This is a genomic window from Pedobacter sp. WC2423, from assembly GCF_040822065.1.
Taxonomy (GTDB): domain Bacteria; phylum Bacteroidota; class Bacteroidia; order Sphingobacteriales; family Sphingobacteriaceae; genus Pedobacter.
This window is the reverse complement of the sequence record NZ_CP162005.1, coordinates 3,472,969-3,498,931: the sequence shown is the minus strand read 5'-3', so window position 1 is coordinate 3,498,931 and position 25,963 is coordinate 3,472,969. Positions and strand designations below refer to the sequence as shown.

Genomic DNA, 25,963 nt, shown 5'->3' with positions numbered 1-25,963 from the left:
ATTTAAAGAAAATATAATGTTTAACAGCAAAGGACCGGCGGAATTTATTCCACTGAGACTTTTCTTAACTACATAAAAAATGCAAGAAGCATATATCATAGCAGGTTTACGTACAGCAGTGGGCAAAGCACCACGTGGCGTATTTCGTTTTACCAGGGCCGATGATCTGGCTGCTGAAGTCATCAAACAATTGGTAGCCTCAGTGCCTAATCTGGATAAAGATCAAATAGATGATGTAATCGTTGGTAATGCAACTCCGGAAGCAGAGCAAGGATTAAATATAGGCCGTATGATTTCCCTGATGGGATTGGATACGGTTAAAGTTCCGGGGGTAACCCTGAACAGGTACTGTGCATCCGGACTGGATACCATAGCTACTGCGGTTGCTAAAATTAAAAGTGGAATGGCAGACTGCATTATTGCCGGTGGTGTAGAAGTGATGTCTGGTATGCCTTTTGGCGGATGGAAAGTCGTTCCTAATTTCGAAGTCGCTAAAAAGAACCCGGATTGGTACTGGGGAATGGGACTTACAGCCGAAGCTGTAGCCAATGAATACAAGGTAAGCAGAGAGGATCAGGATGAGTTTGCTTTCAGGTCAAATATGAAAGCAGTGGAGGCTATAAAGAACGGACATTTAAAAGCTGGAGTAGCCCCAATTACAGTGACAGAAAATTATCTGGATGGTCAGCAGAAAAAGAAGACCAGAAGTTATGTGGTGGATACCGATGAAGGACCGCGCGCGGATACTTCTCTGGACAAGCTGGCTAAACTTAAACCAGTTTTTGCAGCTGATGGAAGTGTAACTGCTGGTAACTCTTCTCAGACTTCGGATGGTGCAGCCTTTGTGATTGTGGTTTCTGAAAGTAAGTTGAAAGAACTGGGTGTTGAACCAATTGCCCGCCTGGTTAGTTATGGTGTGGTGGGTGTTCCGCCAAGAATTATGGGTATTGGCCCGATTGAGGCAATTCCTCTGGCCTTAAAGAAAGCTGGCCTGACTTTAGAACAAATGGACTTAATCGAGCTGAATGAAGCTTTTGCTTCTCAGTCTCTGGCTGTAGTCAGAACTCTAGGGATCAATCAGGATGTGGTGAATGTGAACGGTGGTGCGATTGCTTTAGGCCACCCGCTGGGATGTACAGGTGCAAAACTTTCTGTGCAATTGTTCCATGAGCTGAAACGCAGAAATGGTAAATACGGAATGGTAACGATGTGTGTGGGTAGCGGACAGGGCGCTGCTGGTATTTTTGAACTTCTTTAGCGGCTATTTCAGCGCGCTTTATTATAAAATATAAAATGAAAGCCCGGGGAAATCCCGGCAGCTTTCAACAAGAAAGAATATGGAAACTACAGACAAAACAAAAGTAAAAGGTGGCGAGTTCCTGATTAAGGAAACCACATACCAGGATGTATTTATTCCTGAAGAATTTGATGAAGAACAGCAAATGATTGCACAAACGTGCAGAGATTTTCTGACAACGGAAGTGTATCCGAATCTGGATCGTATTGACAAAATGGAAGAAGGGCTGATGGCATCATTGGTGACTAAAGCGGGTGAATTAGGTCTGCTGGGTGTTTCTATTCCTGAAGAGTACGGTGGCTTCGGTAAAAACTTTAATACTTCGATGCTGGTTGCTGATGTAATTGGTGCAGGTCATTCATTTGCGGTTGCCATTTCTGCGCATACAGGAATCGGTACTTTGCCTATTCTGTATTATGGAAATGAAGCGCAGAAAGCGAAATATATTCCAAAATTGGGTTCAGGTGAATGGAAAGCAGCTTACTGTTTAACAGAACCGAATTCAGGATCAGATGCTAATTCTGGTAAAACTAAGGCTAAGTTATCAGCAGATGGTAAACATTATGTGATTAACGGACAAAAAATGTGGATCACTAATGGTGGTTTTGCAGATATCTTTATTGTATTCGCGAAAATCGATGATGATAAAAATCTGACTGCATTTATTGTAGAGCGTGAGTTTGGTGGGGTAACGATGAACCCTGAAGAACATAAAATGGGAATTAAAGGGTCGTCAACACGTCAGGTGTTTTTCAACGATTGTGCGGTCCCTGTAGAAAACATGTTGTCAGAACGTGAAAATGGATTTAAGATTGCTGTTAATATTTTAAATATCGGGCGTATTAAATTGGCTGCTGCTGCTGTCGGAGCTTCTAAAGCTGTGATCAGTACTGCGATCAATTACTCAAACGAGCGTATCCAGTTTGAACGCCCTATTTCAAAATATGGTGCCATTCGTTATAAGATTGCTAAAATGGCAACTAAAGTTTATGCCGTAGAGTCTGCCAATTATCGTGCAGGTCAGAATATTGATGATGCTTATGAAGCATTAGTTGCTGGCGGAATGGATAAAAGTAAGGCGAAACTAAAATCTACGGAGCAATTTGCGGTGGAATGTGCGATCCTTAAAGTATGGGGCTCCGAGGCATTGGATTATGTGGTAGATGAAGGAGTTCAGATTTATGGTGGAATGGGCTTCTCGGCCGATGCCCCTATGGACAGAGCATATCGTGATGCAAGGATCAACAGAATTTTTGAAGGAACAAACGAAATCAACAGGTTATTGACTGTTGATATGATGTTGAAAAGAGCAATGAAAGGTGAATTGGACTTAATGACCCCGGCTACTGCTGTAGCTGCTGAATTAATGTCTATTCCAGATTTCGGTGAGGAGGATGATACCCTTTTCGCTGCGGAGAAAAAAATCATTCAGAACTTGAAAAAAGCAACATTAATGGTTGCCGGCGCAGCAGTTCAGAAGTTGATGATGAGTCTTTCTAAAGAACAGGAAATCCTGATGAACATCGCAGATATGGCAAGTTATGTGTATGTAGCGGAGTCAGTGATGCTGAGAACAGAGAAACTGGTTAGTTTAAGAGGTGCTGAAGCTTGCGAAGGGCAGTTAAACATGATGCGTATCTATTTTGTAGAAGCAGTTGATGCTTTGCAAAAAGCTGGAAAAGAAGCTTTATGGGCTTTTGCTGAAGGTGACGAGCAACGAATGATGCTGGTAGGACTAAAAAGATTTACTAAAATGGAACCATTTAATGTGAAAGATGCACGTCAGAAAGTTGCACAACAACTGATTGCTGAGAATAAATATTGTTTTTAATATTTTTAAATAAGAGCGCAGAGGCCGGTTCATCACGCATGATCCGGCCTCTGTTTTTTATGATAATTGTTAAAATTGGTTAAATATTGTACCATCCCTAATAAAAGACTATTTTTGTGCAATATGTCTAAAAGCAAAATTTTGTTATTGTTGATAATCGCCGCTTGTTCTTTCGCAGCCTGTAAAACAGCTCCTGCCTATGATAAAGATGCGCAGTTAGCAATTGATGATGATTTGATTAAGATATATATAGATTCAATTAACAAAACGGGGGTTGATTCGACAAGAATAACTGCAAAAAAGACTGCTGAAGGTTTATACTATCAGATTTACAGTGATGGAAAAGGCACTGCAACTTATGATCCTACAGATACCATAAGATTGCGTTATACAGGAAGTACAATCAAACATTTGTTATATGATATGACTCCGGTAGTCGTAGATTCACTGGTGCCAAGATTTGTTTTTAGTTCAGCTATAGAAGGCTGGCAAAAGGGACTCAGACTGATCCAGCCGGGGGGACATATCAGGTTAATCATCCCTTCAACAATGGCTTACCAGAACAGGGTAGTCCCTGCATTGCAGCAAAGTAATGGCTTACCAGCATTTTTGCCTGCAAATTCAATATTAGATTTCGACATTAAATTAATCGAAGTAAAAAAATACGTACCAATAGTCCAACCAAAATAAAAATAATGCTTAAAAAGTTATCACAATTTACTCTTGCCTTGATTGGCTTAACTGTTCTTTTTAGTTCTTGTAAAAAGACTTATGATTCTATTCAGGTTGTAGACGGGAAAAAGATAGAGGATTATATTAAAGCCAACAATCTGACTGTTACTCCGGATTCATTGAAAACGGGTTATTATTATCAGATTCTGAATCCTGGAACTGGCACTGCTTTGTACTCAACCAGTGATTCTGTTTTGTATAATGTTTCGGTAAAAGGACTGGAAAATGGTACAGTGTACTGGGCCTCTTCTTTAAATGGGAATTTAGGTACACTTGGTGGTTATACAAATGTGCTTGCCCCTGTTGATAACACTGTTTTCTCTACAATAGGAGTTACTGCATTGCGTGACGTAATTTTGAGACTTAAACCAGGTGGTTCTGCAAGAATCCTGCTTCCATCTTACCTGGCTTATGGCAAAAATGGTGTTGGGACTATTCCTTCAAATGAAAATATAGATTTGACAGTGACTACTGCGCCGGAGAAATCGCAGGTTGCTTTAGATGACCGTATCATTAATGATATCATTAAAAAGAATAGCCTGACTATGATTAAAGATCCTTCAAGAGTTTATTATAGTATTTCAACTCCAGGTACAGGTACAGATAAAATATCGCTCAGCTCAACGCTGATTGTTAATTATACATTAAGATTTGCTGATGGTAGTGTATTTGCAAGTAGTCTTGATGGTACTTACAGTACAACTTTAGCAACTTTGATCAAAGGTTGGAGTGATATAATTCCTGGTAAATTAACTAAAGGTGGTAAAATACGTCTTCTTATTCCTTCTGATCGTGGTTATGGGCCGCTTGGAAATGCGCCTACGTTACCTAGAAATGCAGTGTTAGATTACGATATAGAAATTGTTAGTGTGACAAATTAATAAATAAATATCTATACAAAATCCCTACTAAGATTTGAATCTTAGTAGGGATTTTGTATTTAAAGCCAATTTGCTATTTATCAATCGATTATTAAATTAATAATTCTACTATTCTCATAATTATTATTATTCACTCATAATTTTGGATTTATTATCATTTTATTGTTCATTAGTTAATAAAATATCTTGTTTATTTGTTTTTTAGTTTATTTTATGTATTTTTAAAGAAATATATAAACGTATGAAAGTAAATTACAAATTTCTGGCAGTGGCGGCTATCTCATTAGGTCTGCTTTGGTCATGCAAAAAGACTGATGAAGGAATTGCATCAAAAGATAGCCTTGCTTCTTCTGCTATCAATGGGGTAACTTTAGAAAATGGATATCTGAAATTTAATGATCAAAGATCATTTGATTCAATTTCAACAGTTTTGATTAGTAAACAAGGAGTGGCTTTGGAAGCTTGGGAAGCAAGATTTTCGGGATTTAAATCTTACAGGACTGTTTTTAAAAATATCCAGGATGAATATGAAAACGTAAATAGTAGTGAATCATTTCAGGCCTTTAAAAATAAGTACAGTGACCTTGTGACTATAAAATCCGATAGTTCATTGACTTATAAGTTTGGTTCACCGCTTTCAGCTTTATTTACCAATGCTAAAGGAGAAGTGAAAATTGGTGAAGACTTGAAAGTTTATACTAAAGATGGAAGAATAGTTTCTTCGGTTAACAGCTCAAAAACAACACAGAATGCAATGCCAGTTCCACTTATTGGACGTCTTTTTTTAAATACATACTATAATGGTGACTCTAAAAGAAGGTTACATGTAGAATTATGGTATGATGAGGTGACAGGTGCAAATCCAAAACAACAACAAGGTAGATTTTATCTTGCAGTTACTCAGGAAGGAACGAAAACTTTCGGAGGATGGGGTGCTAACGAAACTGATTTGAGTTTTAGAAATATTTACTGTCCAATAATGCACCAGTCCTATGAATTATTGTTAGCACCAATTAGATATGACTATAGATTAGCATCTTACGATGCAAAAGATTTCAAAGGTACTTTTATAGTGGACATGGGTAGAATGGCTGGATATGGAGCGAGTATCTCGGGATCAGGATCAATTAATTCCAGAGGTGTTCCATCAGCTCCTCAGCTTGACTTTGCTTTGGCGCGTGTTGGGTCGGGAGGATGGTTGAATCCAAATATACCTCATTAACTTTTTAACGCTTCTTTAAATACTTTGAGAATTCGTTCTCTGGCAAAAGCATGGTCAACTATAGGTTGGCTGTGCTTTTCTTGTTTATATTCAGGTGCCCATTTATAGATGTACTTATTTTCCGGATCAAATTTCTTCGCTTGTAACTCCGGATTGAATACCCTGAAATAAGGAGCTGCATCATTGCCGCAACCGCAAGCCCACTGCCATCCACCAACATTACTGGCCAGTTCATAATCCAGTAACTTTTCTGCAAAATAGGCTTCTCCCCAGCGCCAGTCAATCAGCAGGTGTTTAGTCAGGAAACTTCCCACGATCATTCTGACCCGGTTATGCATATAACCTGTTTGATTAAGCTGATTCATTCCTGCATCTACTATAGGATATCCGGTTTTACCATTTTTCCAGGCCTCGAAATCCTGTTCCCTGTTCAGCCATTTAATCTGATCATAAGCCGGTTTAAAAGATTGCGTAGTGATATGAGGGAACTGCGATAAAATCATCATGTAGAAATCTCTCCAGGCCAGCTCAGACAGCCACTTATCAGCACCAGCATTTAATGCTTTCGCTGCTGCCTCTCTGATACTGACCGTTCCAAACCTTAAATGGATACCCAGATGGGTTGTCGCATCGTCCGCAGGGAAATCTCTCCTTTGTTCATAAGCCGCTAATTTATGCTCAAAACTTGCTGAAGGAAATTGTAAATCTGATTCCTGAAAACCTAAAGTATTTAACTCAGGAAAAATAAAGGGTGGAGTTTGTAACAGGTTTTTCTGGTATTTCTCTACCGGATAGGCTTTAAGATAGAAATCATTTAATTTAATTTTCCATTGACGGAAATAAGGAGTAAAAACAGTATAAGGTTTTCCATCAGCTTTTACGATTTCCTTTTTCTCAAAGATTACCTGGTCCTTACAGGTTTGAAAGGAAACAGATTCAGAACGGAGATATTCTGCTAAAGCATCATCGCGTTCCATGGCATAAGGTTCGTAATCATGATTTGCATAAACTGATTTCACCTGATAAGCTTTCAGCAATTCCGGCCAGATTTGCTCTGGCGTGCCAGATTTGATGCATATGGAAGAGCCTTTTTGCTGCAATGTGGTTTCCAGTTCTTTTAATTTGCGGTAGATGAAGGTTACCCTGGCATCCTTCGGATCATTTAGATCATTCAGAATATTACGGTCAAATATAAAAAGCAGTAAAACAGGAATCCCTTCTTTTAGTGCATGATATAATGCCGCATTGTCTTTTAACCTTAAATCCCTTCTTAACCAGCAAATGTTTATCTCTGTTTTCATGAACCGTAAATATCGGATAAAGCTTGTTCCAGCTGTGTATATTTGAAAATAAATCCGCTGGATTCCAATTTTTGGGCTGTGGTATGGGTACTGTTCAGTACCAGGGAACTCATCTCTCCTAAAATAAGCTGTAATATTTTCTCAGGAACATTAAATGGCCATACAGGGCGATGTAACTGCCTGGCGATCGCTTTAGTCATTTCTTTATTAGTAACAGGGAAAGGAGCGGCAGCATTGTATACACCTGTTAATGAATCGTTATCCAGCGCATGGAGATAGATCCGGGTCATATCCTGATAATGAATCCAGGGAATCCATTGTTTTCCGCTTCCCAGAGGTGCACCAGCAAATAAGCTGATTGGCGTGGCCATGGCTTTTAATGCCCCGTCATTTTTTGCCAGTACCACACCCGTTCTGATTTTTACTATCCTCAGGTTCAATTGCTGCCCCTGATCTATAGCTTTTTCCCACTGGATACAGCACTCTGCAAGGAAATTATGTCCAGGGGTACTTTCTTCCGTTAACAGTTCATCCCCGCGGTTGCCATAATAGCCTACAGCAGCGGCAGAAATAAAGTTTTTGACCTGATTCGGAACAGTTGCCAGGGTTTTAAATAACAGTTGTGCAGAAAGAACCCGGCTGTCAATAATCTCTTTTTTGCGCTGATCAGTCCATTTCCCTTTGGATATATTTTCGCCGGCAAGATGGATAATACTATCTATACCTTCCAAACAGGAGGTATCAATTTTCTGCTGATCTGCATCCCATAAAAATACTTTTACCTGCTCCATTTGATGTGGCTTTCTGGAAAGGATGGAAACCCGGTCGCCCCGCTTTAAAAGCGTTTGAATTAAATCTTTACCGAGCATGCCGGTTGCACCTGTAAGTAAAATATGCTGGTTCATTTAAGATAAACTTTAATACTCGTGTTTTTGTTTCTGAGAAAACTGTTTAAACGTGATTTTTAACTAAACTTTTGTTGCGGTTATGTAAATATTACTTTGTGTATTAGATGTTAGGATAAAAATGGTATATTTTTGGAGATTACAACAAAACTTTAGGCTAAATAATGGAATCTAGGAAAATACTTGTCTGGTTTAGAAATGATTTGCGGTTACATGACAACGAAATGTTAGTAGAAGCGATCAGTAAGTCTGATAGTATCCTTCCTGTTTATTTTTTTGATCCTCGCCATTTTGAATGTACTGCTGCAGAAGGAAACAAAGCAGTGCACAACAGATTTCAATTTTTAGCAGAAAGCGTCTCTGCTTTGCGCGAATCATTGAAAAAACTGGGCGGTAATCTTTTGGTCATCACTGGTACTCCCGAAGATCATATTTCTGCACTTGTGGAGCAATATGAAATTGCAGAGGTTTATCACCATAGAGAGGTCGCAACTGAAGAAACTATGGTTTCATCGAATGTAGAAGATTTATTATGGAAATTGAGAATAAACCTGAAACATTTTATTGGGCATACCCTTTACAATAAAGAAGATCTCCCATTTCCTATTAAAGATATTCCTGACGTTTTTTCTCAGTTTAAGAAAAAGACGGAAAGAGATGCCATCGTCAAAGATTGTTTTCCCGCACCTGAACAGATTAATTTTGTGACGGTGGAAGACTGGGGAGAGCTGCCTGAATGCGGCGGTGCTTTTCTGACGAATTTATCTGGTGGTGAAGAAGAGGGAATAAAACATTTACAAGAGTTATTTGCCGCCGGGTCTGAAATTTATATCCGTAGTAGCAAGGCACATGCTGCTCAGCATACTTTCACTTCTAAATTGTCTCCCTGGCTTGCTGTAGGTGCATTGTCTCCAAGAAAAGTATATTGGGCAGTGAAAAACGCCGAACATCAATTTGGGGCTAACAGTCATTTTACGCAATTGATATTAGGCTTGTTGTGGAGAGACTTCTTCAGATTTATGTTCAAAAAGCATAGTGTGGATTATTTCAAGGATATTGTAGAAATAAAGGAATTTCCGCAAACTGAAGAATATATCCGGAATTTACAAGAATGGAAAGACGGAAATACAGGTAATCCTGTTGTGGACCAATATATGACAGAACTAAATGAATCTGGCTTTATTACACATACAGGACGTTTACTGGTGGCTACTTACCTGATTTATATCTTAAAGTTAAACTGGATTGACGGGGCTGGTTATTTTGAACAAAAACTAATTGATTATTCACCGGCCAGCAATTGGGGCAACTGGGCTTATGTAGCAGGAGGCGGAAAAGATACCCGTTCTAAAAATGCGTTTGATTTAGATAAACAAATCAAATTGCTGGATATAGAAGTTCAGGATATTTAATAAAAAACCTGGCGCAGGTTAAACAAAAAAAATATTTAAAACATTTTTTGTTTAAGAGCGTTATCACATGAAGTGAAAAGATTCTCAATCAGCGATATAGAAAGCTTAATAGGCATTAAAGCGCATACAATCAGGGCTTGGGAGGCCCGGTATAATCTGGTGCCTCCAAAAAGAACGGCTACAAATATCAGATATTACGAAGAGGAAGACCTGAAGGATCTGCTTAATATTGTGACTTTGAATGAAAAAGGTTACAAAATCAGCCGCATTGCGAAAATGGATAAGGCACAGATCAATGACCTTGTGCTGCAATTACAAGCGGATTATAACAATGACACTGTACAGGTGCTGCGCCTTTCTGATGCCGCCTTAAAATATGACGAAACTGCATTTGCTGAAATTCTTTCTGGTTGTATTGAGGAGTTAGGCTTAATTGATACCATGGACCTTGTACTTTTTCCATTTATGAAAAAGGTTGGTATGTTGTGGCAAACTGGTGCTATAGATCCTTCACATGAACATTTTGCTTCCAATCTGATCAGGGACAGGATGATTGTGGAGATTGACAAGATCTCTAAGCCAGATAGAAAAGATCGTAAAAGATTCCTGTTATTCCTTCCGGAAGCCGAAATGCATGAGATAGGTTTACTCTTTGCCCGTTATTTACTCAAACGATGTGGCATGGATACACTGTATCTTGGACAGGAAATTCCCTATAGTGATCTGAAAAAAGTGATTTTACATTATAAACCTGATTACGCTTTTATTGTACTTACTTCTCTGAATCTTGGAAAAGACATCAATAAAATATTGACTAAGGTGATGGACTATATGGACGTGCCTCTGCTGGTTGCCGGCAGTTTAATCTCTGAATTTGACATACTTCTTGACGATAGGCTGACACCACTTAAAAAGGTTTGTGAAATCGTAGAATTTCTTGATGATTTATAGCTGTTTTTAAAGGTAAAATCCTAATTTTGCCATACTTATACCAATTCTTAAACAATGGATAATTTATCTTATCTCAACGGCGCAAATGCCGAATACATCGATTCTATTTATCAAGCTTATAAAGAAGATCCTAATGCGGTTGAATTCGGCTGGCAGAAGTTTTTTGAAGGGTTTGATTTTGGAAGAGGAGCAGATGCAGGCGTAGCCAGTGAAGCAACTCCCGAACATTTTTTAAAAGAAGTGAATGTCTTAAATCTGATCAATGGCTATCGCCAGCGGGGTCATTTGTTTACTCAAACAAACCCGGTAAGAGAGAGACGTCATCATTTACCAACGCTTGATATAGAAAACTTCGGTTTAAGCCAGACTGACTTGGACACTATTTTCAATTCGAGTATAGAACTTGGAATTGGTGCTGCCAAACTAAGCGATATTGTAACCTTTCTGAAAAGAACTTATTGCAGATCAATCGGTGCGGAATATAAATTCGTTCGTACACCTGAGGTATTGAGCTGGATTGAAAATAAAATGGAAAGTGTGCAGAACACTCCAAATTTCTCCATTGAAGAGAAAAGAAGAATCCTTAAAAAGTTAAATGAAGCAGTAAGCTTTGAAAACTTTTTAGGAACTAAATTTCTTGGTCAGAAGAGATTCTCTTTAGAAGGAGCTGAGGCTTTAATTCCTGCACTGGATTCAGTGATTGAAAAGGGTTCTGCAATGGGAATTGAAGAATTTGTAATTGGTATGGCACACAGAGGGCGTTTGAACGTTCTTGCCAATATCATGCAAAAAACTTACAAAGATATTTTCGCAGAGTTTGAAGGTAAAGGTTACAGTGCAGAATCTCCTTTTGGAGGTGACGTGAAGTACCACCTTGGTTATTCTACGGATGTAACTACGAATGACGGAAAAAGTGTGCATTTGAGTTTATGTCCTAACCCATCCCACCTGGAAACAGTAAATGGTGTGGTTGAAGGAATGACCCGTTCTAAAATTGATTTCAAATACGGTGGTGATGATTCGCGTATTGCGCCTATTCTTATTCATGGTGACGCTTCAGTTGCCGGACAGGGGATCGTTTATGAAGTGATTCAAATGGCTGGTCTGGATGGCTATAAAACCGGCGGTACCATTCACCTGGTAATTAATAATCAGATTGGTTTTACTACAAATTATAAAGACGGCCGTACCAGTACTTATTGTACAGATATTGCTAAGGTAACGCTTTCGCCTGTTTTCCATGTGAATGGGGATGACGTGGAAGCGTTGGTTTATGCGATCAACCTGGCTATGGAATACCGTCAGAAATATAAAAATGATGTTTTCATCGATATCCTGTGTTACCGCAGGTTCGGTCATAATGAAGCGGATGAACCTAAGTTCACTCAGCCTTTATTATACAAAAGCATCGAGCAGCATGCTAATCCAAGAGATATCTATATCAAACAATTGATTGGTGAAGGTAAAATGGAGGCCAGCCTGGCAAAAGAAATGGAAGTTGAATTCCGTGGTATTTTACAGGAGAGGTTAAATGAGGCTAAAGAAGTTACTTCTACTTATAAAGGTGTGAAGTTTGCTGGTGCATGGTCAGACATGAGAATTGCCAGTGCGGAAGATTTCGTTACTTCTCCGGATACGTCTGTTAAAAAAACTACTCTATTAGAGATTGCAAAAAGGATCAGTACTTTACCTTCGGATAAGAAGTTCTTCAAGAAAATTGAAAAACTATTTGCTGAGCGTAATAAAATGGCTACTTCAAGTTATGTTTTTGATTGGGCAATGGGTGAGCAGCTGGCTTATGCAACTTTGCTTACTGAAGGTAAGAGAGTTCGTTTAAGCGGACAGGATGTGGAGCGTGGTACATTTTCACACCGTCATGCTGTGTTAACTCTGGAAGATTCTGAAGAAGAGTATATCCCTTTAAGTAACCTTTCTGATCAGCAGGCTCCATTTGATATTTACAATTCTCATTTATCAGAATATGGCGTTTTGGGGTTTGAGTATGGTTATGCAATGGCAAATCCAAATGCTTTAACAATCTGGGAAGCGCAGTTTGGTGATTTCTTTAATGGAGCACAGATTGTTGTCGATCAGTATATCGCAAGTGCGGAAACAAAATGGCAGCGTGAAAACGGGTTAGTGATGTTATTGCCTCATGGTTATGAAGGACAAGGTCCGGAGCACTCTTCTGCAAGGATTGAGCGTTTTATGGAGCTTTGTGCAGATTACAATATGCAGGTAACGAACTGTACTACTCCGGCTAACTTTTTCCATGCAATCCGTCGTCAGTTTAAACGTGATTTCAGAAAGCCATTGATCGTTTTCACTCCTAAAAGCTTATTGCGTCATCCGCTTTGTGTTTCTAAACTGGAAGAGTTTACTGATGGTAAATTCCAGGAGGTAATCAATGATGCGAATGTAAAGGCTAATGAGGTAGACAGAGTGTTGTTCTGCAGTGGTAAAATTTACTACGAATTGTTAGAGAAACAACAGAAAGAGGAGATCAAAAATGTTGCGATTGTTCGTGTTGAGCAGTTATATCCTACGCCATTGAAACAAATGGAAGCAGTTTATAAAGGTTATAAAAATGCGAAAGAAGCTATATGGGTTCAGGAAGAGCCTGAAAACATGGGTGCATGGCCTTATTTGTTGCGTAAAACAAGAAAGACAGTATTCAGTGCTATTGAAGTGATTTCAAGAAAAGAAAGCAGCAGTACTGCAACTGGATTTGCGAAGCAGCATGCAGATGAGCAAGCTTATATTCTGGCAAAATCTTTTGCAGCACCTGTAACTGAGGTGGATCAGAAAATTGCCAAGAAATCAGTGAATAAAGCATATAACGTAGATTAGAAAAATATAATACATCAATTATGAGTCTAGAAATAAAAGTTCCGCCAGTAGGCGAATCAATTACCGAAGTTGTTTTATCCCGTTGGGTGAAGAATGATGGTGATGCCGTAGAAATGGATGAAGTAATCGCCGAGTTAGAGTCTGATAAAGCAACTTTTGAATTAACTGCTGAGCAAGCCGGAACTTTGAAAATAGTGGCGGCCGAAGGCGATACGCTGGCTATAGGTGCTGTAGTTTGTTCTATCGAAACTAGTGGAGCTGCTCCGGAAAAAGCGGCAGCACCAGCTGCTGAGGAAAAAGCAGTGGTTAATGATGCTCAGCCTGCTGCTCCGGTAGCGGAAAGAAACGGCGGGAGTTATGCAACGGGTACCCCTTCACCGGCAGCGGGTAAAATTCTTGCAGAAAAAGGTGTTGACGCAGCAGCTGTTAAAGGCTCTGGTGTGGATGGCAGAATTACAAAAGATGATGCGCTTAAAGCGGAGAAAACGGCTGCACCAGCGGCTAAGGCTCCTGAAAAAGCTGCACCAACTGTAGCTGCACCGGTTGCAGGTTCAAGAAATGAACGCAAAGAAAAAATGTCTCCATTGCGCAAAACCGTTGCGAAACGTTTAGTTGCAGTGAAGAATGAAACGGCTATGTTAACTACTTTTAACGAAGTGAACATGAAACCGATCATGGATCTTCGCGGAAAATATAAAGATCAGTTTAAAGAGAAATATGGTGTTGGTTTAGGTTTCATGAGTTTCTTTACGAAAGCTGTTTGTGAGGCTATGAAAGATTTCCCTGCTGTAAATGCACGTATTGATGGGGAGTCTGTTGTTTACAATGATTTCGTAGATATTTCTATTGCTGTTTCTGCACCTAAAGGATTGGTTGTTCCAATTATCAGAAATGCAGAGAGCATGACACTTGCACAGATTGAAAAGTCTGTAATTGAGCTGGCAACTAAAGCGCGTGATAGTAAATTGACTTTGGAAGAAATGACTGGTGGAACGTTTACAATCACTAATGGTGGTGTATTTGGTTCGATGATGTCTACGCCAATTATCAATGCGCCTCAGTCTGCGATTTTAGGCATGCACAATATTATTGAGCGTCCGATTGCAGAAAAAGGTGAAGTTGTGGTTCGCCCGATGATGTATCTTGCTTTATCTTATGATCACAGAATCATTGATGGCAGAGAGTCAGTTGGATTCTTAGTTAGAGTAAAACAGTTATTAGAAGATCCTGCACGTTTGTTGTTAGGCGTATAATTACTGATTAATATATTTTTGAAAATCCTGCCGTTTTGTTACGGCAGGATTTTTTTGTTTTTTATTGCGTCTTGTTCGTGTCATATGTTTTGCGAAAATTCGTTTTCGATAGGATTTCAGTACTTTTGTGAGGTGAAAAAAAGCTACTTATTATTGTTGTTCCTGGTTTTTGGTAAAAAAACGAAGGCACAAGAAACTACAAATACAACGGATAATCCGGTAAAGATTGGAAAGAGTATATTTTCTAATGAGATCAAGAGAAATTTCTCCAGAAAAGGTGATTTTTTTGTGCATTGGGGATATAATCATTCATGGTATGGAAAGAGTGATATTAACTTTACAGGGCCTAATTATGATTTTACATTGAAGGATGTAGTTGCCCATGACAGGCAGTCTCCGTTAAAGTGGAACTATTTAAATCCGTCAAAGGTCTCTGAGCCTCAGTATAATCTTCGTGTAGGTTATTTTATTTCGGATAATTATAGTGTTTCGATTGGTTGGGATCACATGAAGTATGTCATGGATATTCCGCAAAGGGTAGCGATTACTGGTGTGATCGGAGAGAATATTTCTGAACCTGGTGTACCTACTGGTGCGCTTGCGGGAACATATAATGGACAAATGATTGATGTAACGAGTAAGATGCTTACTTATGAGCATACTGACGGGTTCAATTATGCGAATATTGAGATTGAGCGTTATGATGATATCTGGGTTGCACCTTCCAAACAGACTTCTTTAACTTTAGAGACTGGTCTTGGTGGCGGTATGATGGTACCAAGGTCGGATGTACGTTTATTTGAGCAGGGAAGAAATAATCACTGGAATGTTGCTGGTTATGGTTTTTCTGCTAAAATTGGTCTGAAGTTTTATGTGACCAGGGGATTGTACATTCAGAATACAACAAAGGTTGGGGCAACTAATTTGAAAACTGTCCATACTACGGGCAGGGATGATCTGGATAAGGCAAGTCAGAAGATTAACTATGTACAGAATTTCTGGGCTTTAGGATACCAATTTTAAAATTTAGTCCTTTTTAAAAGCTGCAGAAGCGTTTAAGGGCATGTTTTGTTTTTTAACGAAAAAATAACAAAAACAAGTTATTTTATTGATAGTTATAGTGGATATTGCAGGTAAATCGTATACCTATGAAAAATATTAAAGTGTTAATTTGCACCGCTCTTGTAGCGGTGTCTTTTTTTGCCTGTAAAAAGGCGAATGACCGTGTTGTACCGGAGCGTCTTTCTTCAGCACAAGCTGCTTCTCCAGCTGTTGCTGCTTCTGCTGCCGGAGTTACAGTACTGGCAGCTCCGATTGCGGAGGCGAAAATCTATAAGTTGATTAAAGGCTATAATAAGGATGATAAGTTTGAAGCCAGTGGGGTTTATTATCTGAATGGTTATTTTTATGTGGCTTCTGATAATCGCTTTGAGATTGCCAAGATCAGGCAGACTTTACCGGAGAATAGCAATGAGAACAGTTTGCTTGGTTCGGGCTCAGGTGATTCAGGATTTGAAGGGATCACTTATGCAGCTAAAAGTACACCGGCTTTCTTTGTAGTGGAAGAAGCTGTAGAGCATGGCAGCCGCTATCAGCCACGTATCCGCGAGTATAATTCAAATATGGTTTATCAGAGCAGCTTATGGGCAGATTACTATTTTACAGAAGCAAACAGCAATAAGGGATTTGAAGGAATTGCCTGGGTTGCCCGTGGTGGAGATGACTATCTGCTGGGTTTGGTGGAAGGAACAGGAAAGATTGCCGTTTTAAAGAAAAATAACAACCAATGGCAGAAAGTTACAGAAATTACGCTGCCTTCTCCGGCAAGTTTTACTGATTATTCTGAGCTGACTGTTTATGGGAACAGAGTAGCAATTACCTCGCAGCAGGATTCTAAATTGTGGGTTGGTACATTGAACAGTACAGATTGGACAATTACCGGAGGTAAGACCTATGAGTTTCCTAAAGGGAATAGCAGTGGGGTTGTGGGGTCAGGTAATAATGTATTGTATGCGAATATAGAGGGTGTTTCTTTTATCAGCGATACACAGATCGTTGTGGTTTCTGATAAGGCGAAATCTGATCAGCCTGCTTACCAGAAATTTAAGGACCAGTCGGTCCATGTTTTTAATTTGCCTTTATAAAATTGTTGTAAATAACAGAAGGCCCTGCATTTGTTTGAAATACAGGGCCTTTCTTATTATAGGGAGTTAATAATTATTCTTTTCTTATACTTCCGGATCCGATCACTGTTTTTTTAACTGTCGCATTTCCTGAATAACGGATGCTGCCTGAGCCACTGATTACTGCTTCAATGCTTTTGTTAGCTGTGATGCTGATATTAGCTGAACCGCTGATTTGAGCAGACAGGTCATTTACGGCAAAATCTTTACCTCTGAAACCGCCTGATCCACTCAGGGTCAAGTTTGAGTCGTCCGCTTTACCGCTTAATTTAATTGAACCCGAGCCACTGATGGTGCCTGTAAATGATTTTACATTTGCACTGGCAGTAATGCCTCCAGAGCCGCTAAGGGTTGCTACGAGTTCGGGTGAGTTAATGGCATTCTCCACTACGATATTACCTGATCCGCTCAAAGTTAAGGAAGTAATCTTTTTTGCTGTGATGTAAACAGTTACATGGGCACTGTTGAATTTTCTTGACCAGTCATTCCATTTAGTTTTTGGTTTAATAGTCAGAAGGCCTGAGATTACTTCAGTTGTCAGGTTAGCAATGGCTTCCTGATCACCCTCCAGACGTATTGATTCTTTATTACCCATCGTGATTTTTACAGTCAGGGGGCCGCCTGTAGCAACTCCTTTGAAACTTCCAACAGGTCTTTCTTCTTCACTGAAAGATTTGGCAATCCGGATAGGAGAGGTCGCGTTAACGTGAGAACCGAGCGTAAGCAGGGCGAGTAAGAGTAAACTATTTAATTTCTTCATTTTTGTTAGGTTTTTTTATAGGACGTTAAAATATTTGATTAGTTGCATAAACGTCCGCATTTTATTTATGCTTTTTTCATTATATGATTTGAAAAATCATAATGGTTTCAACAAAATATAAAAATTAGGGTCGGCTTTAAAACTGGATTCATCTATACCGCTTTGAACAGCAATTGTTTTTGATGTCGTGGTTGGATAAATAAAGCTAAACGTTCCGGGTTTCAGCGATACTTTAACCGGCATATTAAACCCTTCCACTACATTCGTCCAGCGGTAGGTTAATTTACCGTTTTTGATTTTGTAACTGAGCACAGGTACTTGAATGGTTCTCAAATACTGATCAAATACTTTGGATAATTTCAGGCCGCTTTCTTTGCTGATATAGTTTTCGACCTGTGCTGTAGTGACTGTTTGATGGTAGAATGTTTTATTCAGGCCACGTAAAATCTGACGGAACTTCTCGTCATCCTGGATAAGCTGACGTATGGTATGCAACATATTCGCTCCCTTATAATACATATCGCCTGAGCCTTCGTGGTTTACATTGTAAACACCAATGATTGGTACGTCATTTTGAATTTTATGTCTTATACCCACTACATAAGCTGTGGAAGCCTCTTTTCCATAAAGGGATTCAACCATTAATGACTCTGAATAGTTGGTGAAACTTTCATGGATCCACATATCAGCAATGTCTTTCGAGGTGATGTTATTGCCAAACCACTCATGACCACTTTCATGTACAGTAATGAAATCGAACTTTAAGCCCCAGCCTGAACCGGATAAATCATTACCGAGGTAGCCCATCTTAAATTGATTGCCATAGGCAACAGCACTTTGATGTTCCATACCAAGGTGCGGAGCCTGAACGAGCTTATAGCCATCTTTGTAGAATGGATAAGGACCAAACCAGTGTTCGAATGCTTTAAGCATTGGCTTTACGTCTGCATCCCAGTGTGGTCTTGCTTTTGCACTATCGGCTTTCAGCGACCAGTAATCTAAGGTAAGATCTCCATCCTCTCCTTTGTAAAGGTCTGTCCAATGGGCATATTTCCCGATATAAAATGTGATGTTATAGTTATTGATCGGATTTGCCACAAACCAGTTGTATTGTTTGTAGCCATCAGGTTTATCTACAACACTGCGCAACCTTCCGTTTGATACTTCCTGTAAATCTTTAGGGACGCTGATGCTGATTAACACACTATCAACTTCATCGCTTTGATGTTCTTTAGTGGGCCACCAGGAACTTGCACCGAAGCCCTGACAGGCTACAGATACCCAGGGATCGCCAGCCTCATCTTTACTGAAAATGAAACCTCCGTCCCATGGTGGTTTTCTGGCAATGACCGGGCTGCCTGAGTAAAAGACTTCAAATTTGTCTTTTGCTCCCTTTTTAATCGTGGCTGGAAAAGTTACAAATACAGCATTAAACTCCCTTTTGAAAGGGAGCTCCTGGTTTTTATACACTACTTTTTCAATCGTCAGGTTACTAAACAGGTCAAACTGAAGTTGTTTGAAGTCTGTTGTCGCCGTAAAATTGAACTCATTGCTTCCGCTGATTGATTTGCTGCCGATATCCACTTTGACATCCAGGTGGTAATAGTTGATGTCATAACAAGTACGCAGTGGGGTCAGCATACCTCTTAATGTATCTGCGCGAGAGAAGGTGTGCTTCCCTTGTAAGAGTTGCGCATTCGCCTGAAAAAGGGCTATGAATACAATGAGGGTACTGATAAATAATCTTTTCATAATAAATTAAGGTTTTAATACGGTCACCGTTAAAGCAGAAGTATTTGCTTTATCATGATAAATACGGTGGGTTGCTTTCTGAAAGTCTTTATCATCTGCATGGTAAATATCCAGGAATTTCTGTGGATTTCTGTCTACTAAAGGAAACCAGGAGTTTTGTACCTGGATCATGATTCTATGTCCTTTTTTAAAGGTGTGACCTACGTCCGGAAGCGTGTAGTTTACTTTGGTGATCTGACCTGGAACAAAAGCTTCAGGCTGCTCAAAACTGTTGCGGAATTTACCACGCATCACTTCGCCGCGAACCAGCATTTCATAACCGCCCATGATAATCCCTTTTGGATTGATTGCCGGATCTGGTTCGTCTTCTGGATAAGCATCAATTAATTTAACCACATAATCGGCATCTGTACCTGTAGTAGATACAGATAGTTTGGCCATTATGGGGCCTGTCAGTGTGATGTCTTCTGTAAGAACGTCTGTTTGGTAAACTTTCACATCAGGTCTGCGCGCCGCAAAACGCTGATCGTCTATCATATATTCTCTGGTTCTTTTCTCTTGTATACCTTGCTGATAGGGAACCGGGTTGTTAGGATCACTTTCATATTCATCAAAACTTGTTCCTGTTTCTGGCGCTGTAAAACTTAGTTTTCCATTGGCCTGGAAGTATAGTGTTTGTTCTTCTGTATTTTGAGGCGGCCAGCTGCTGAATTTCTTCCACTGGTTACTGCCAGTCAGGAAAATAGTTGCTTCGGCTATGTCTGCATCTTTTTTATCTTTCAGATATTGCATAAAGAAAGGGAATTCCAGGTTCTGCTGATACCAGGTGCTGGTCTGCTGACCGAATTGTATATCTCCAAAACCAGCTCCTGTTCCTCTTGACCAGCCTCCGTGAAACCATGGGCCCATAACCAGGCTGTTTTTGGCTTTAGGATTTTGTTTTTCAATGGCCTGATAAGTGTGTAAAGCTCCATAAGCATCTTCGGCATCGAAGAAACCACCAACTACCAGCACGGCTGGTTTTACATCAGTGAGGTGCTGACGGATATCCATGGCTTTCCAGAAGGAATCATATGTACCGTGAGCCATCAGGTCATTCCAGAATTTAATGGTATCACCAAAGTATTTCAGTTTCACGTTTTTTAGTGCACCAACACTTAAGAAAAAGCGGTAATTGTCTTTAATAGGGAACTTAAAGCTTTTAGGTCCTTTGTCCGGAGTAATTGGTTTTGGCCTTGGAACACCAAATACGGAATAAAAATTAAAAGCATCAGCCAGCATAAATGCTCCGTTATGGTGAAAGTCATCTCCGTGAAACCAGTCTGTTACCGGAGCCTGAGGAGAAACTGCTTTCAGACCCGGGTGGGCACCTGGTAAAGATGCTGTAGAATAAAATCCAGGATAAGAGATCCCGTAAATACCTGCTTTACCATTGTTATTGGGGATATTTTTAATCAGCCAGTCTATGGTATCGTAAGTATCAGAGCTTTCGTCGATGTCTTTTTTACTTTTCTTATGGGCAATCTGAGGGCGTACATCTACAAATTCACCTTCACTCATCCACCTGCCGCGCACATCCTGATAAACGAAGATGAACCCCTCTTTCAGAAATAAAGGATCCGGGCCTAAGGTAGTTTTGTATTGATTTTCGCCATATGGGCTGCTGGTATAAGGAGTACGGTTCAGCATAAAAGGGTACTTTTGATTTTTATTTTTTGGAATATAAATCGCAGTGAACAGTTTAACGCCATCCCGCATAGGGATTTGTCTTTCGATTTTAGTGTAATTGTCACGGACATAGGCGGAATCAGTCACCTGTGCAATAGCGGAATAGCTTGTTACCAGAAAGCAGAGGGCTAACCAGAATATTTTAAAAGAAGGGTTCATCTGTTTATTTATTTTAAGTTTTTGTTAGATGGAGCCTTTGATGATTAAAATAATTATTGCCTTGCGGGTTTAATAATTATTTTAATCATGCCGGGTTCATATGAAAAGTTTAGATGGGCTAAATATAAGGGATATAGCACCTTTTTTATAAAATAGACCACTATATAATCTAAAATGTTACTCATTTTGATCCTCAATTCTAAAATGATTGTACCTTTGGTTCACCTAATAACCAATCATGCCGCAAAATAAATTCAGTAGTTCCTATTTTTCCTCTTTATTAACGCCAAAAATTCTGGCTTTCCTAAAGTTTGGAATCACAGGGGTTTCGGGATTGATCATTGATTTTGCGCTGACCTGGTTTTTTAAGGATGAGCTGGGTTTTAATAAGTTCATAGCAAACGGAATAGGTTTTACCGCTGCGGTAATCAGCAATTACATCATCCATCGCAACTGGACATTTAAAGCCAATAAGTCGAAGCCGGGATTACAGTTTACCGTCTTTTTTATCGTTTCATTAATTGGTCTGCTCTTAAATTCGGCGATTATCTTTTTATTGGATAATTTGCTTTCAGTTAATTTTTATGTGAGTAAAGCGATAGCCATTTTTATTGTTTTCTTCTGGAATTTCAGTGCAAACTATTTCTTTGTTTTCAAATCTTCTGACAAAGAAAAATCAATCTAATCCACACTTATGCAGAAAGTACTGGCAGATCAAACTACAAAATGGCTTTACCTTTTTATCGGGTTTGCTGTTCTGTTAAATTTTACCGGATTATTTGTGACCGTAATCGGGCCTGACGGTGCTTTATATGCTTCCATCGCTAAAAATATAGCACAGCATAATAACTTCATTGATTTGATGGTTGAAGGAAAGGATTGGCTGGATAAGCCTCATTTTCCTTTTTGGGTGACAGCTGTTTTCTTCAAAACCTTTGGCATCAATACCTGGGCTTATAAACTGCCGGGGATACTTTTTATCATGCTTGCTGCTGTATATACCTATAAATTTGCTAAAGAGCTTTATTCAAAGCAGGTTGGTTTATGGGCTGTTCTGCTTTTATTAACGGCGCAGCATATCCTGATTTGTACGATGGATGTTCGTGCAGAGCCTTTTCTGACCGGACTGATTATCGCAAGTGTTTATCACTTTTATAAGGCTTTGGGCAAAAAATGGTTAGGGCATTTAGTGATTGCGTCTGTATTTGCAGCCTGTGCGGTAATGACAAAAGGGATTTTTGCGTTGATCCCAATAGCAGGGGCTATAGCCGGAGAGTTGCTGATCAAAAAGAACTGGTCAATGGTTTTTAATTTCAGGTGGTTACTGGCAGCAGTACTGATCCTTGTTTTTATGCTTCCGGAACTTTATACTTTATACCACCAGTTTGATGTTCATCCTGAGAAGATTGTTTTTGGCCGTCAGGGGGTATCCGGAATTAAGTTTTTCTTTTGGGATAGTCAGTTTGGCCGCTTTTTTAACAGTGGGCCGATCAAGAAGTCAAATGGTGATCCGACATTCTTTTTACATACTATTTTATGGGCATTTTTACCCTGGAGTTTGTTGCTTTATACAGCAATATTTCAATTTTTCCGCCAGAACTTTAAGAAACCTTTATGGACGGAATGGTTCTGTATTTCGGGTTCTTTCCTGACTTTACTGGTCTTTTCTTTATCCAAATTCCAACTGCCTTTTTATATTACTATCGTATTTCCGTTTTTTACGATTATCTGCGCGCAATATCTGTGCAAGGTTAAATTAGAGCGTTCGGTAAAGGCAATCCGTATGATGCAGCTGATTGTTGGGGGCATTATGATGTTCCTGATTGTGGTATTGCATTATTTTTTTCAGCCAGATAATATCACCGTATTTTCTGCATTGTTACTGGCTGGAGCTGTAGCTTTATTTATTGTGGTGTCTCTGCGGCCAATTGACAGTCATTATAAAGTGTTCTTCCAGGTTTGTACGATTGCCTTTTTTGTTAATCTGTATTTTAACCTGGCTTATTATCCCCGGTTAGTGAAATATCAGGGGGATAGTGAGGCTGCATTCTGGATCAATGCCCACAATACAAAGGGTTTACCGGTAGTGCAGAGCAATCTTGGCTTTGCTTATTCGCTTGATTTTTATGTCAATGCACCTGTTTATTTCTTTAGGCCGGGAGAAGAATCTTTATTGCCCGCAAAACCCTATCTGCTGTATGCGGACACGGAACTGGTAGATCGTTATATTCAGCAGGGCGTAAAGGTTAAACGCCTTAAAACTTTTGGGAATTACCGGATTACCATGGTCAAAGGAAAGTTTTTAAATCATGCTACCCGTGAGCAGACATTGTCTGTAACCGAAGTAGTGTTGATTAATTGAAAGATTAACAAGAAACCCCCTTGCTGATGCCTTATTTCCATTGGGGATTATTAACTTTGTACAACAAAATTTTATCATTATGCAATACGACGTCGTTATTATTGGTTCTGGTCCTGGTGGTTATGTTAGCGCAATAAGATGTGCACAATTAGGGTTAAAAACAGCAGTTATAGAAAAATATAAAACTTTTGGTGGAACTTGCCTGAATGTAGGTTGTATTCCATCTAAAGCCTTGTTAGACTCTTCAGAGCATTATCATAATGCTGCACATACTTTCACTACTCATGGAATTGACCTGAAAGATCTGACTGTGAATATGCCACAGATGATTGCACGTAAAGATGATGTGGTTGCTCAAAATACGGCTGGTATCACTTACTTGTTCAAAAAGAATAAAATTGACAGTTTTGAAGGTTTAGGATCTTTCGTAGATAAAAATACAATCAGGATTACCAAAACTGACGGAACATCAGAAACAATTACGGCTAAAAATGTAGTGATTGCATCGGGTTCTAAACCTACTGCTTTACCATTTTTACCCATAGATAAAAAAAGAATCATCACTTCGACAGAAGCATTAAATATAAAAGAAGTTCCAAAAACGATGGTCGTGATTGGTGGTGGTGTAATCGGACTGGAATTAGGGTCTGTTTATGCACGTTTGGGAACTAAAGTTTCTGTAGTGGAATACCTGCCTTCTATCATCGCTACTATGGATGCTGGTTTAGGCAAAGAATTACAGCGTGTATTGAAAAAATCACTGGGTATGGAATTCTTTATGGGCCATAAAGTAACAGGTGCAACTGCGAAAGGTGAAAAAGTAACGGTTTCTGCATTGAACGCTAAAGGCGAAGAAATGAATTTAGAAGCTGATTACTGTATCGTAGCTGTTGGCCGTACAGCTTATACGGAAGGCTTAGGTTTAGAAAATATTGGTATTAAAACTGAAGAACGCGGTAATAAAATTCCTGTTAATGCACATTTAGAAACTGCTGTACAAGGTGTATATGCCATTGGTGATGTAATTACAGGTGCAATGCTTGCGCATAAAGCAGAAGATGAAGGTATTTTTGTAGCAGAAACTATCGCAGGTCAAAAACCACACATTAACTATAACCTGATTCCAGGTGTTGTTTATACCTGGCCGGAGGTTGCATCAGTAGGTTATACTGAAGAGCAATTGAAAGAAAAAGGTGTAAAATATAAAGCTGGGTCTTTTCCATTCAAAGCAAGCGGACGTGCTAAAGCAAGTATGGATACTGATGGTTTTGTAAAGGTCCTGGCTGATGAAGCTACTGACGAAATATTAGGTGTTCATATGATCGGCCCACGTGCTGCTGATATGATTGCTGAAGCTGTTGTAGCTATGGAATTCCGCGCTTCTGCTGAAGATATCGCAAGAATTTGTCACGCACACCCTACTTATACTGAAGCTATTAAAGAAGCAGCTATGGCTGCAACTGCAAACAGAGCGATTCATATTTAAGATTCGTTCTATAGTTATTAAAAACCTGCAGTCCCGGCTGCGGGTTTTTTTATGCCCAGTTTTGGATAAGCTTCAGCTAAAGTTGTTACACCAAGTTGTATCAGTCTGAGGTTTTCTTCCTGATGACCATGTTGTACTTCTACATTGATATAGGGAATTTTATTTTGCATGGCATAGATAGATAGTGAACCATCATCCACTGCTTCTTCTGATTGCAAAACCACATTTACATCTGCTTTTTTTAACAGGTTGAAGAGTTTCAGTTCGGTGACAAGTATCATATCATCTTCATCCATTTCATAGTTGACGTGAACAGAGTCTGCAGTGCTTCCCAGTTCGTTTTCCGGCAGGTAACTTTGAATGCCAAATCCACCGTCTGCGTTATTATGCAAGGTAAAAATATAAGCTGATTTTTTAGGGTTGTAAGTCTTGAGAATAGTTTTACCGGTTTTTTTTAGTTCGGCAATTACAGCTTCACTGGATACTCCATATTTCTCGAGTCCGATCGGGATGCCTTCATCTGTATAAATGCTGTTAGGGTCTGTTTGATAAGTAACCTCATCCTGCATGAACTTAAAATTTCTCGCGCCTCCATATTGACAGTCTACAATACTTCCTCCATTCATAGCGATGTAATCAAAAGCAGCTTTTACTCCAGTATCTTCATTGTCATGAATAGCCAGGAAATTTATGCCGGGTGCATTGTAAGTGTATTGAATAAGATTCAGTTCCATATCCCCTAAAAGGAGTTTGGTGCTGTCTGTAGTCATGCCTTCAAATACTGGAGGATGCTGCGCCTTAACCACAAATGAGCAGGTTAAAAGAAAGATAAATAAAAGTATATATTTCATAATTACTGTTATGCATTTCTATAACGCAAAAAAGGAACCACAATGGG

20 protein-coding genes are annotated in these 25,963 nt (G+C 39.4%); 14 read left to right on the top strand and 6 right to left on the bottom strand.

Features of this window, described 5'->3' with window-relative positions:
• Positions 1-79: 79 nt before the first annotated feature.
• The 5 genes from AB3G38_RS14385 to AB3G38_RS14365 all read left to right on the top strand — a co-directional run bounded on the left by AB3G38_RS14385 (position 80) and on the right by AB3G38_RS14365 (position 5,963).
• Positions 80-1,258, top strand: a complete 1,179-nt coding sequence (locus AB3G38_RS14385; RefSeq protein ID WP_367864579.1) for an acetyl-CoA C-acyltransferase — start codon at positions 80-82, stop codon at positions 1,256-1,258.
• 79 nt (positions 1,259-1,337) lie between these two features.
• The gene (locus AB3G38_RS14380) at positions 1,338-3,128 is read left to right on the top strand and encodes an acyl-CoA dehydrogenase family protein (RefSeq protein WP_367864578.1); all 1,791 of its coding nucleotides are present in this window, start codon (positions 1,338-1,340) and stop codon (positions 3,126-3,128) included.
• A gap of 147 nt (positions 3,129-3,275) precedes the next feature.
• Positions 3,276-3,818 carry an FKBP-type peptidyl-prolyl cis-trans isomerase gene (locus AB3G38_RS14375; protein ID WP_367864577.1) on the top strand — a complete coding sequence of 181 codons (543 nt, stop codon included), beginning with the start codon at positions 3,276-3,278 and terminating at the stop codon, positions 3,816-3,818.
• Between the two features lie 5 nt (positions 3,819-3,823).
• Positions 3,824-4,741: an FKBP-type peptidyl-prolyl cis-trans isomerase gene (locus AB3G38_RS14370; protein WP_367864576.1), complete on the top strand. Its 918-nt coding sequence runs from the start codon at positions 3,824-3,826 to the stop codon at positions 4,739-4,741.
• Positions 4,742-4,982: 241 nt separating this feature from the next.
• Complete coding sequence (locus tag AB3G38_RS14365; RefSeq protein WP_367864575.1) at positions 4,983-5,963, top strand: hypothetical protein; 981 nt, start codon at positions 4,983-4,985, stop codon at positions 5,961-5,963.
• Here the strand turns inward: AB3G38_RS14365 and AB3G38_RS14360 are convergent.
• Together AB3G38_RS14360 and AB3G38_RS14355 are read right to left on the bottom strand one after the other, a co-directional pair.
• Positions 5,960-7,264 (bottom strand): deoxyribodipyrimidine photo-lyase, encoded by a 1,305-nt coding sequence (locus tag AB3G38_RS14360; protein WP_367864574.1) that lies wholly within the window; start codon positions 7,262-7,264, stop codon positions 5,960-5,962. The genes AB3G38_RS14365 and AB3G38_RS14360 overlap by 4 nt on opposite strands.
• The gene (locus AB3G38_RS14355; RefSeq protein ID WP_367864573.1) at positions 7,261-8,169 is read right to left on the bottom strand and encodes a TIGR01777 family oxidoreductase; all 909 of its coding nucleotides are present in this window, start codon (positions 8,167-8,169) and stop codon (positions 7,261-7,263) included. The genes AB3G38_RS14360 and AB3G38_RS14355 overlap by 4 nt, the downstream gene beginning before the upstream one ends.
• A gap of 164 nt (positions 8,170-8,333) precedes the next feature.
• Between AB3G38_RS14355 and AB3G38_RS14350 the strand changes: the two genes are divergently transcribed.
• The 6 genes from AB3G38_RS14350 (at position 8,334) to AB3G38_RS14325 (ending at position 16,779) form a co-directional block, all read left to right on the top strand.
• On the top strand, positions 8,334-9,581 hold the full coding sequence (locus tag AB3G38_RS14350) for a DASH family cryptochrome (protein ID WP_367864572.1): 1,248 nt from the start codon (positions 8,334-8,336) through the stop codon (positions 9,579-9,581).
• 72 nt (positions 9,582-9,653) lie between these two features.
• Positions 9,654-10,532, top strand: coding sequence for a MerR family transcriptional regulator (locus tag AB3G38_RS14345; protein WP_367864571.1), 879 nt, complete (start codon positions 9,654-9,656; stop codon positions 10,530-10,532).
• A 54-nt stretch (positions 10,533-10,586) separates the two neighbouring features.
• A complete protein-coding gene (locus AB3G38_RS14340) occupies positions 10,587-13,382 on the top strand; it encodes a 2-oxoglutarate dehydrogenase E1 component (protein ID WP_367864570.1) in 2,796 nt (931 codons plus the stop codon).
• 20 nt (positions 13,383-13,402) lie between these two features.
• Positions 13,403-14,635, top strand: coding sequence for a 2-oxoglutarate dehydrogenase complex dihydrolipoyllysine-residue succinyltransferase (gene odhB / locus AB3G38_RS14335; RefSeq protein ID WP_367864569.1), 1,233 nt, complete (start codon positions 13,403-13,405; stop codon positions 14,633-14,635).
• 132 nt (positions 14,636-14,767) lie between these two features.
• Positions 14,768-15,658 carry a hypothetical protein gene (locus AB3G38_RS14330; protein ID WP_367864568.1) on the top strand — a complete coding sequence of 297 codons (891 nt, stop codon included), beginning with the start codon at positions 14,768-14,770 and terminating at the stop codon, positions 15,656-15,658.
• A gap of 125 nt (positions 15,659-15,783) precedes the next feature.
• A complete protein-coding gene (locus AB3G38_RS14325) occupies positions 15,784-16,779 on the top strand; it encodes a hypothetical protein (RefSeq protein ID WP_367864567.1) in 996 nt (331 codons plus the stop codon).
• A gap of 73 nt (positions 16,780-16,852) precedes the next feature.
• Here the strand turns inward: AB3G38_RS14325 and AB3G38_RS14320 are convergent, their stop codons facing one another.
• From AB3G38_RS14320 to AB3G38_RS14310, 3 genes are all read right to left on the bottom strand, one after another.
• Positions 16,853-17,578 (bottom strand): head GIN domain-containing protein, encoded by a 726-nt coding sequence (locus tag AB3G38_RS14320; protein ID WP_367864566.1) that lies wholly within the window; start codon positions 17,576-17,578, stop codon positions 16,853-16,855.
• 96 nt (positions 17,579-17,674) lie between these two features.
• Positions 17,675-19,330: a M1 family metallopeptidase gene (locus tag AB3G38_RS14315; RefSeq protein ID WP_367864565.1), complete on the bottom strand. Its 1,656-nt coding sequence runs from the start codon at positions 19,328-19,330 to the stop codon at positions 17,675-17,677.
• Positions 19,331-19,336: 6 nt separating this feature from the next.
• Positions 19,337-21,217: a CocE/NonD family hydrolase gene (locus AB3G38_RS14310; protein WP_367864564.1), complete on the bottom strand. Its 1,881-nt coding sequence runs from the start codon at positions 21,215-21,217 to the stop codon at positions 19,337-19,339.
• Between the two features lie 238 nt (positions 21,218-21,455).
• Between AB3G38_RS14310 and AB3G38_RS14305 the strand changes: the two genes are divergently transcribed.
• The 3 genes from AB3G38_RS14305 (at position 21,456) to lpdA (ending at position 25,065) form a co-directional block, all read left to right on the top strand.
• Positions 21,456-21,902 (top strand): GtrA family protein, encoded by a 447-nt coding sequence (locus AB3G38_RS14305; protein WP_367864563.1) that lies wholly within the window; start codon positions 21,456-21,458, stop codon positions 21,900-21,902.
• Between the two features lie 9 nt (positions 21,903-21,911).
• Positions 21,912-23,579 carry an ArnT family glycosyltransferase gene (locus AB3G38_RS14300; RefSeq protein WP_367864562.1) on the top strand — a complete coding sequence of 556 codons (1,668 nt, stop codon included), beginning with the start codon at positions 21,912-21,914 and terminating at the stop codon, positions 23,577-23,579.
• A gap of 79 nt (positions 23,580-23,658) precedes the next feature.
• Positions 23,659-25,065, top strand: a complete 1,407-nt coding sequence (lpdA, locus tag AB3G38_RS14295) for a dihydrolipoyl dehydrogenase (protein WP_367864561.1) — start codon at positions 23,659-23,661, stop codon at positions 25,063-25,065.
• A gap of 17 nt (positions 25,066-25,082) precedes the next feature.
• Here the strand turns inward: lpdA and AB3G38_RS14290 are convergent, their stop codons facing one another.
• Positions 25,083-25,916 (bottom strand): hypothetical protein, encoded by an 834-nt coding sequence (locus AB3G38_RS14290; protein ID WP_367864560.1) that lies wholly within the window; start codon positions 25,914-25,916, stop codon positions 25,083-25,085.
• Between the last annotated feature and the right edge of the window lie 47 nt (positions 25,917-25,963).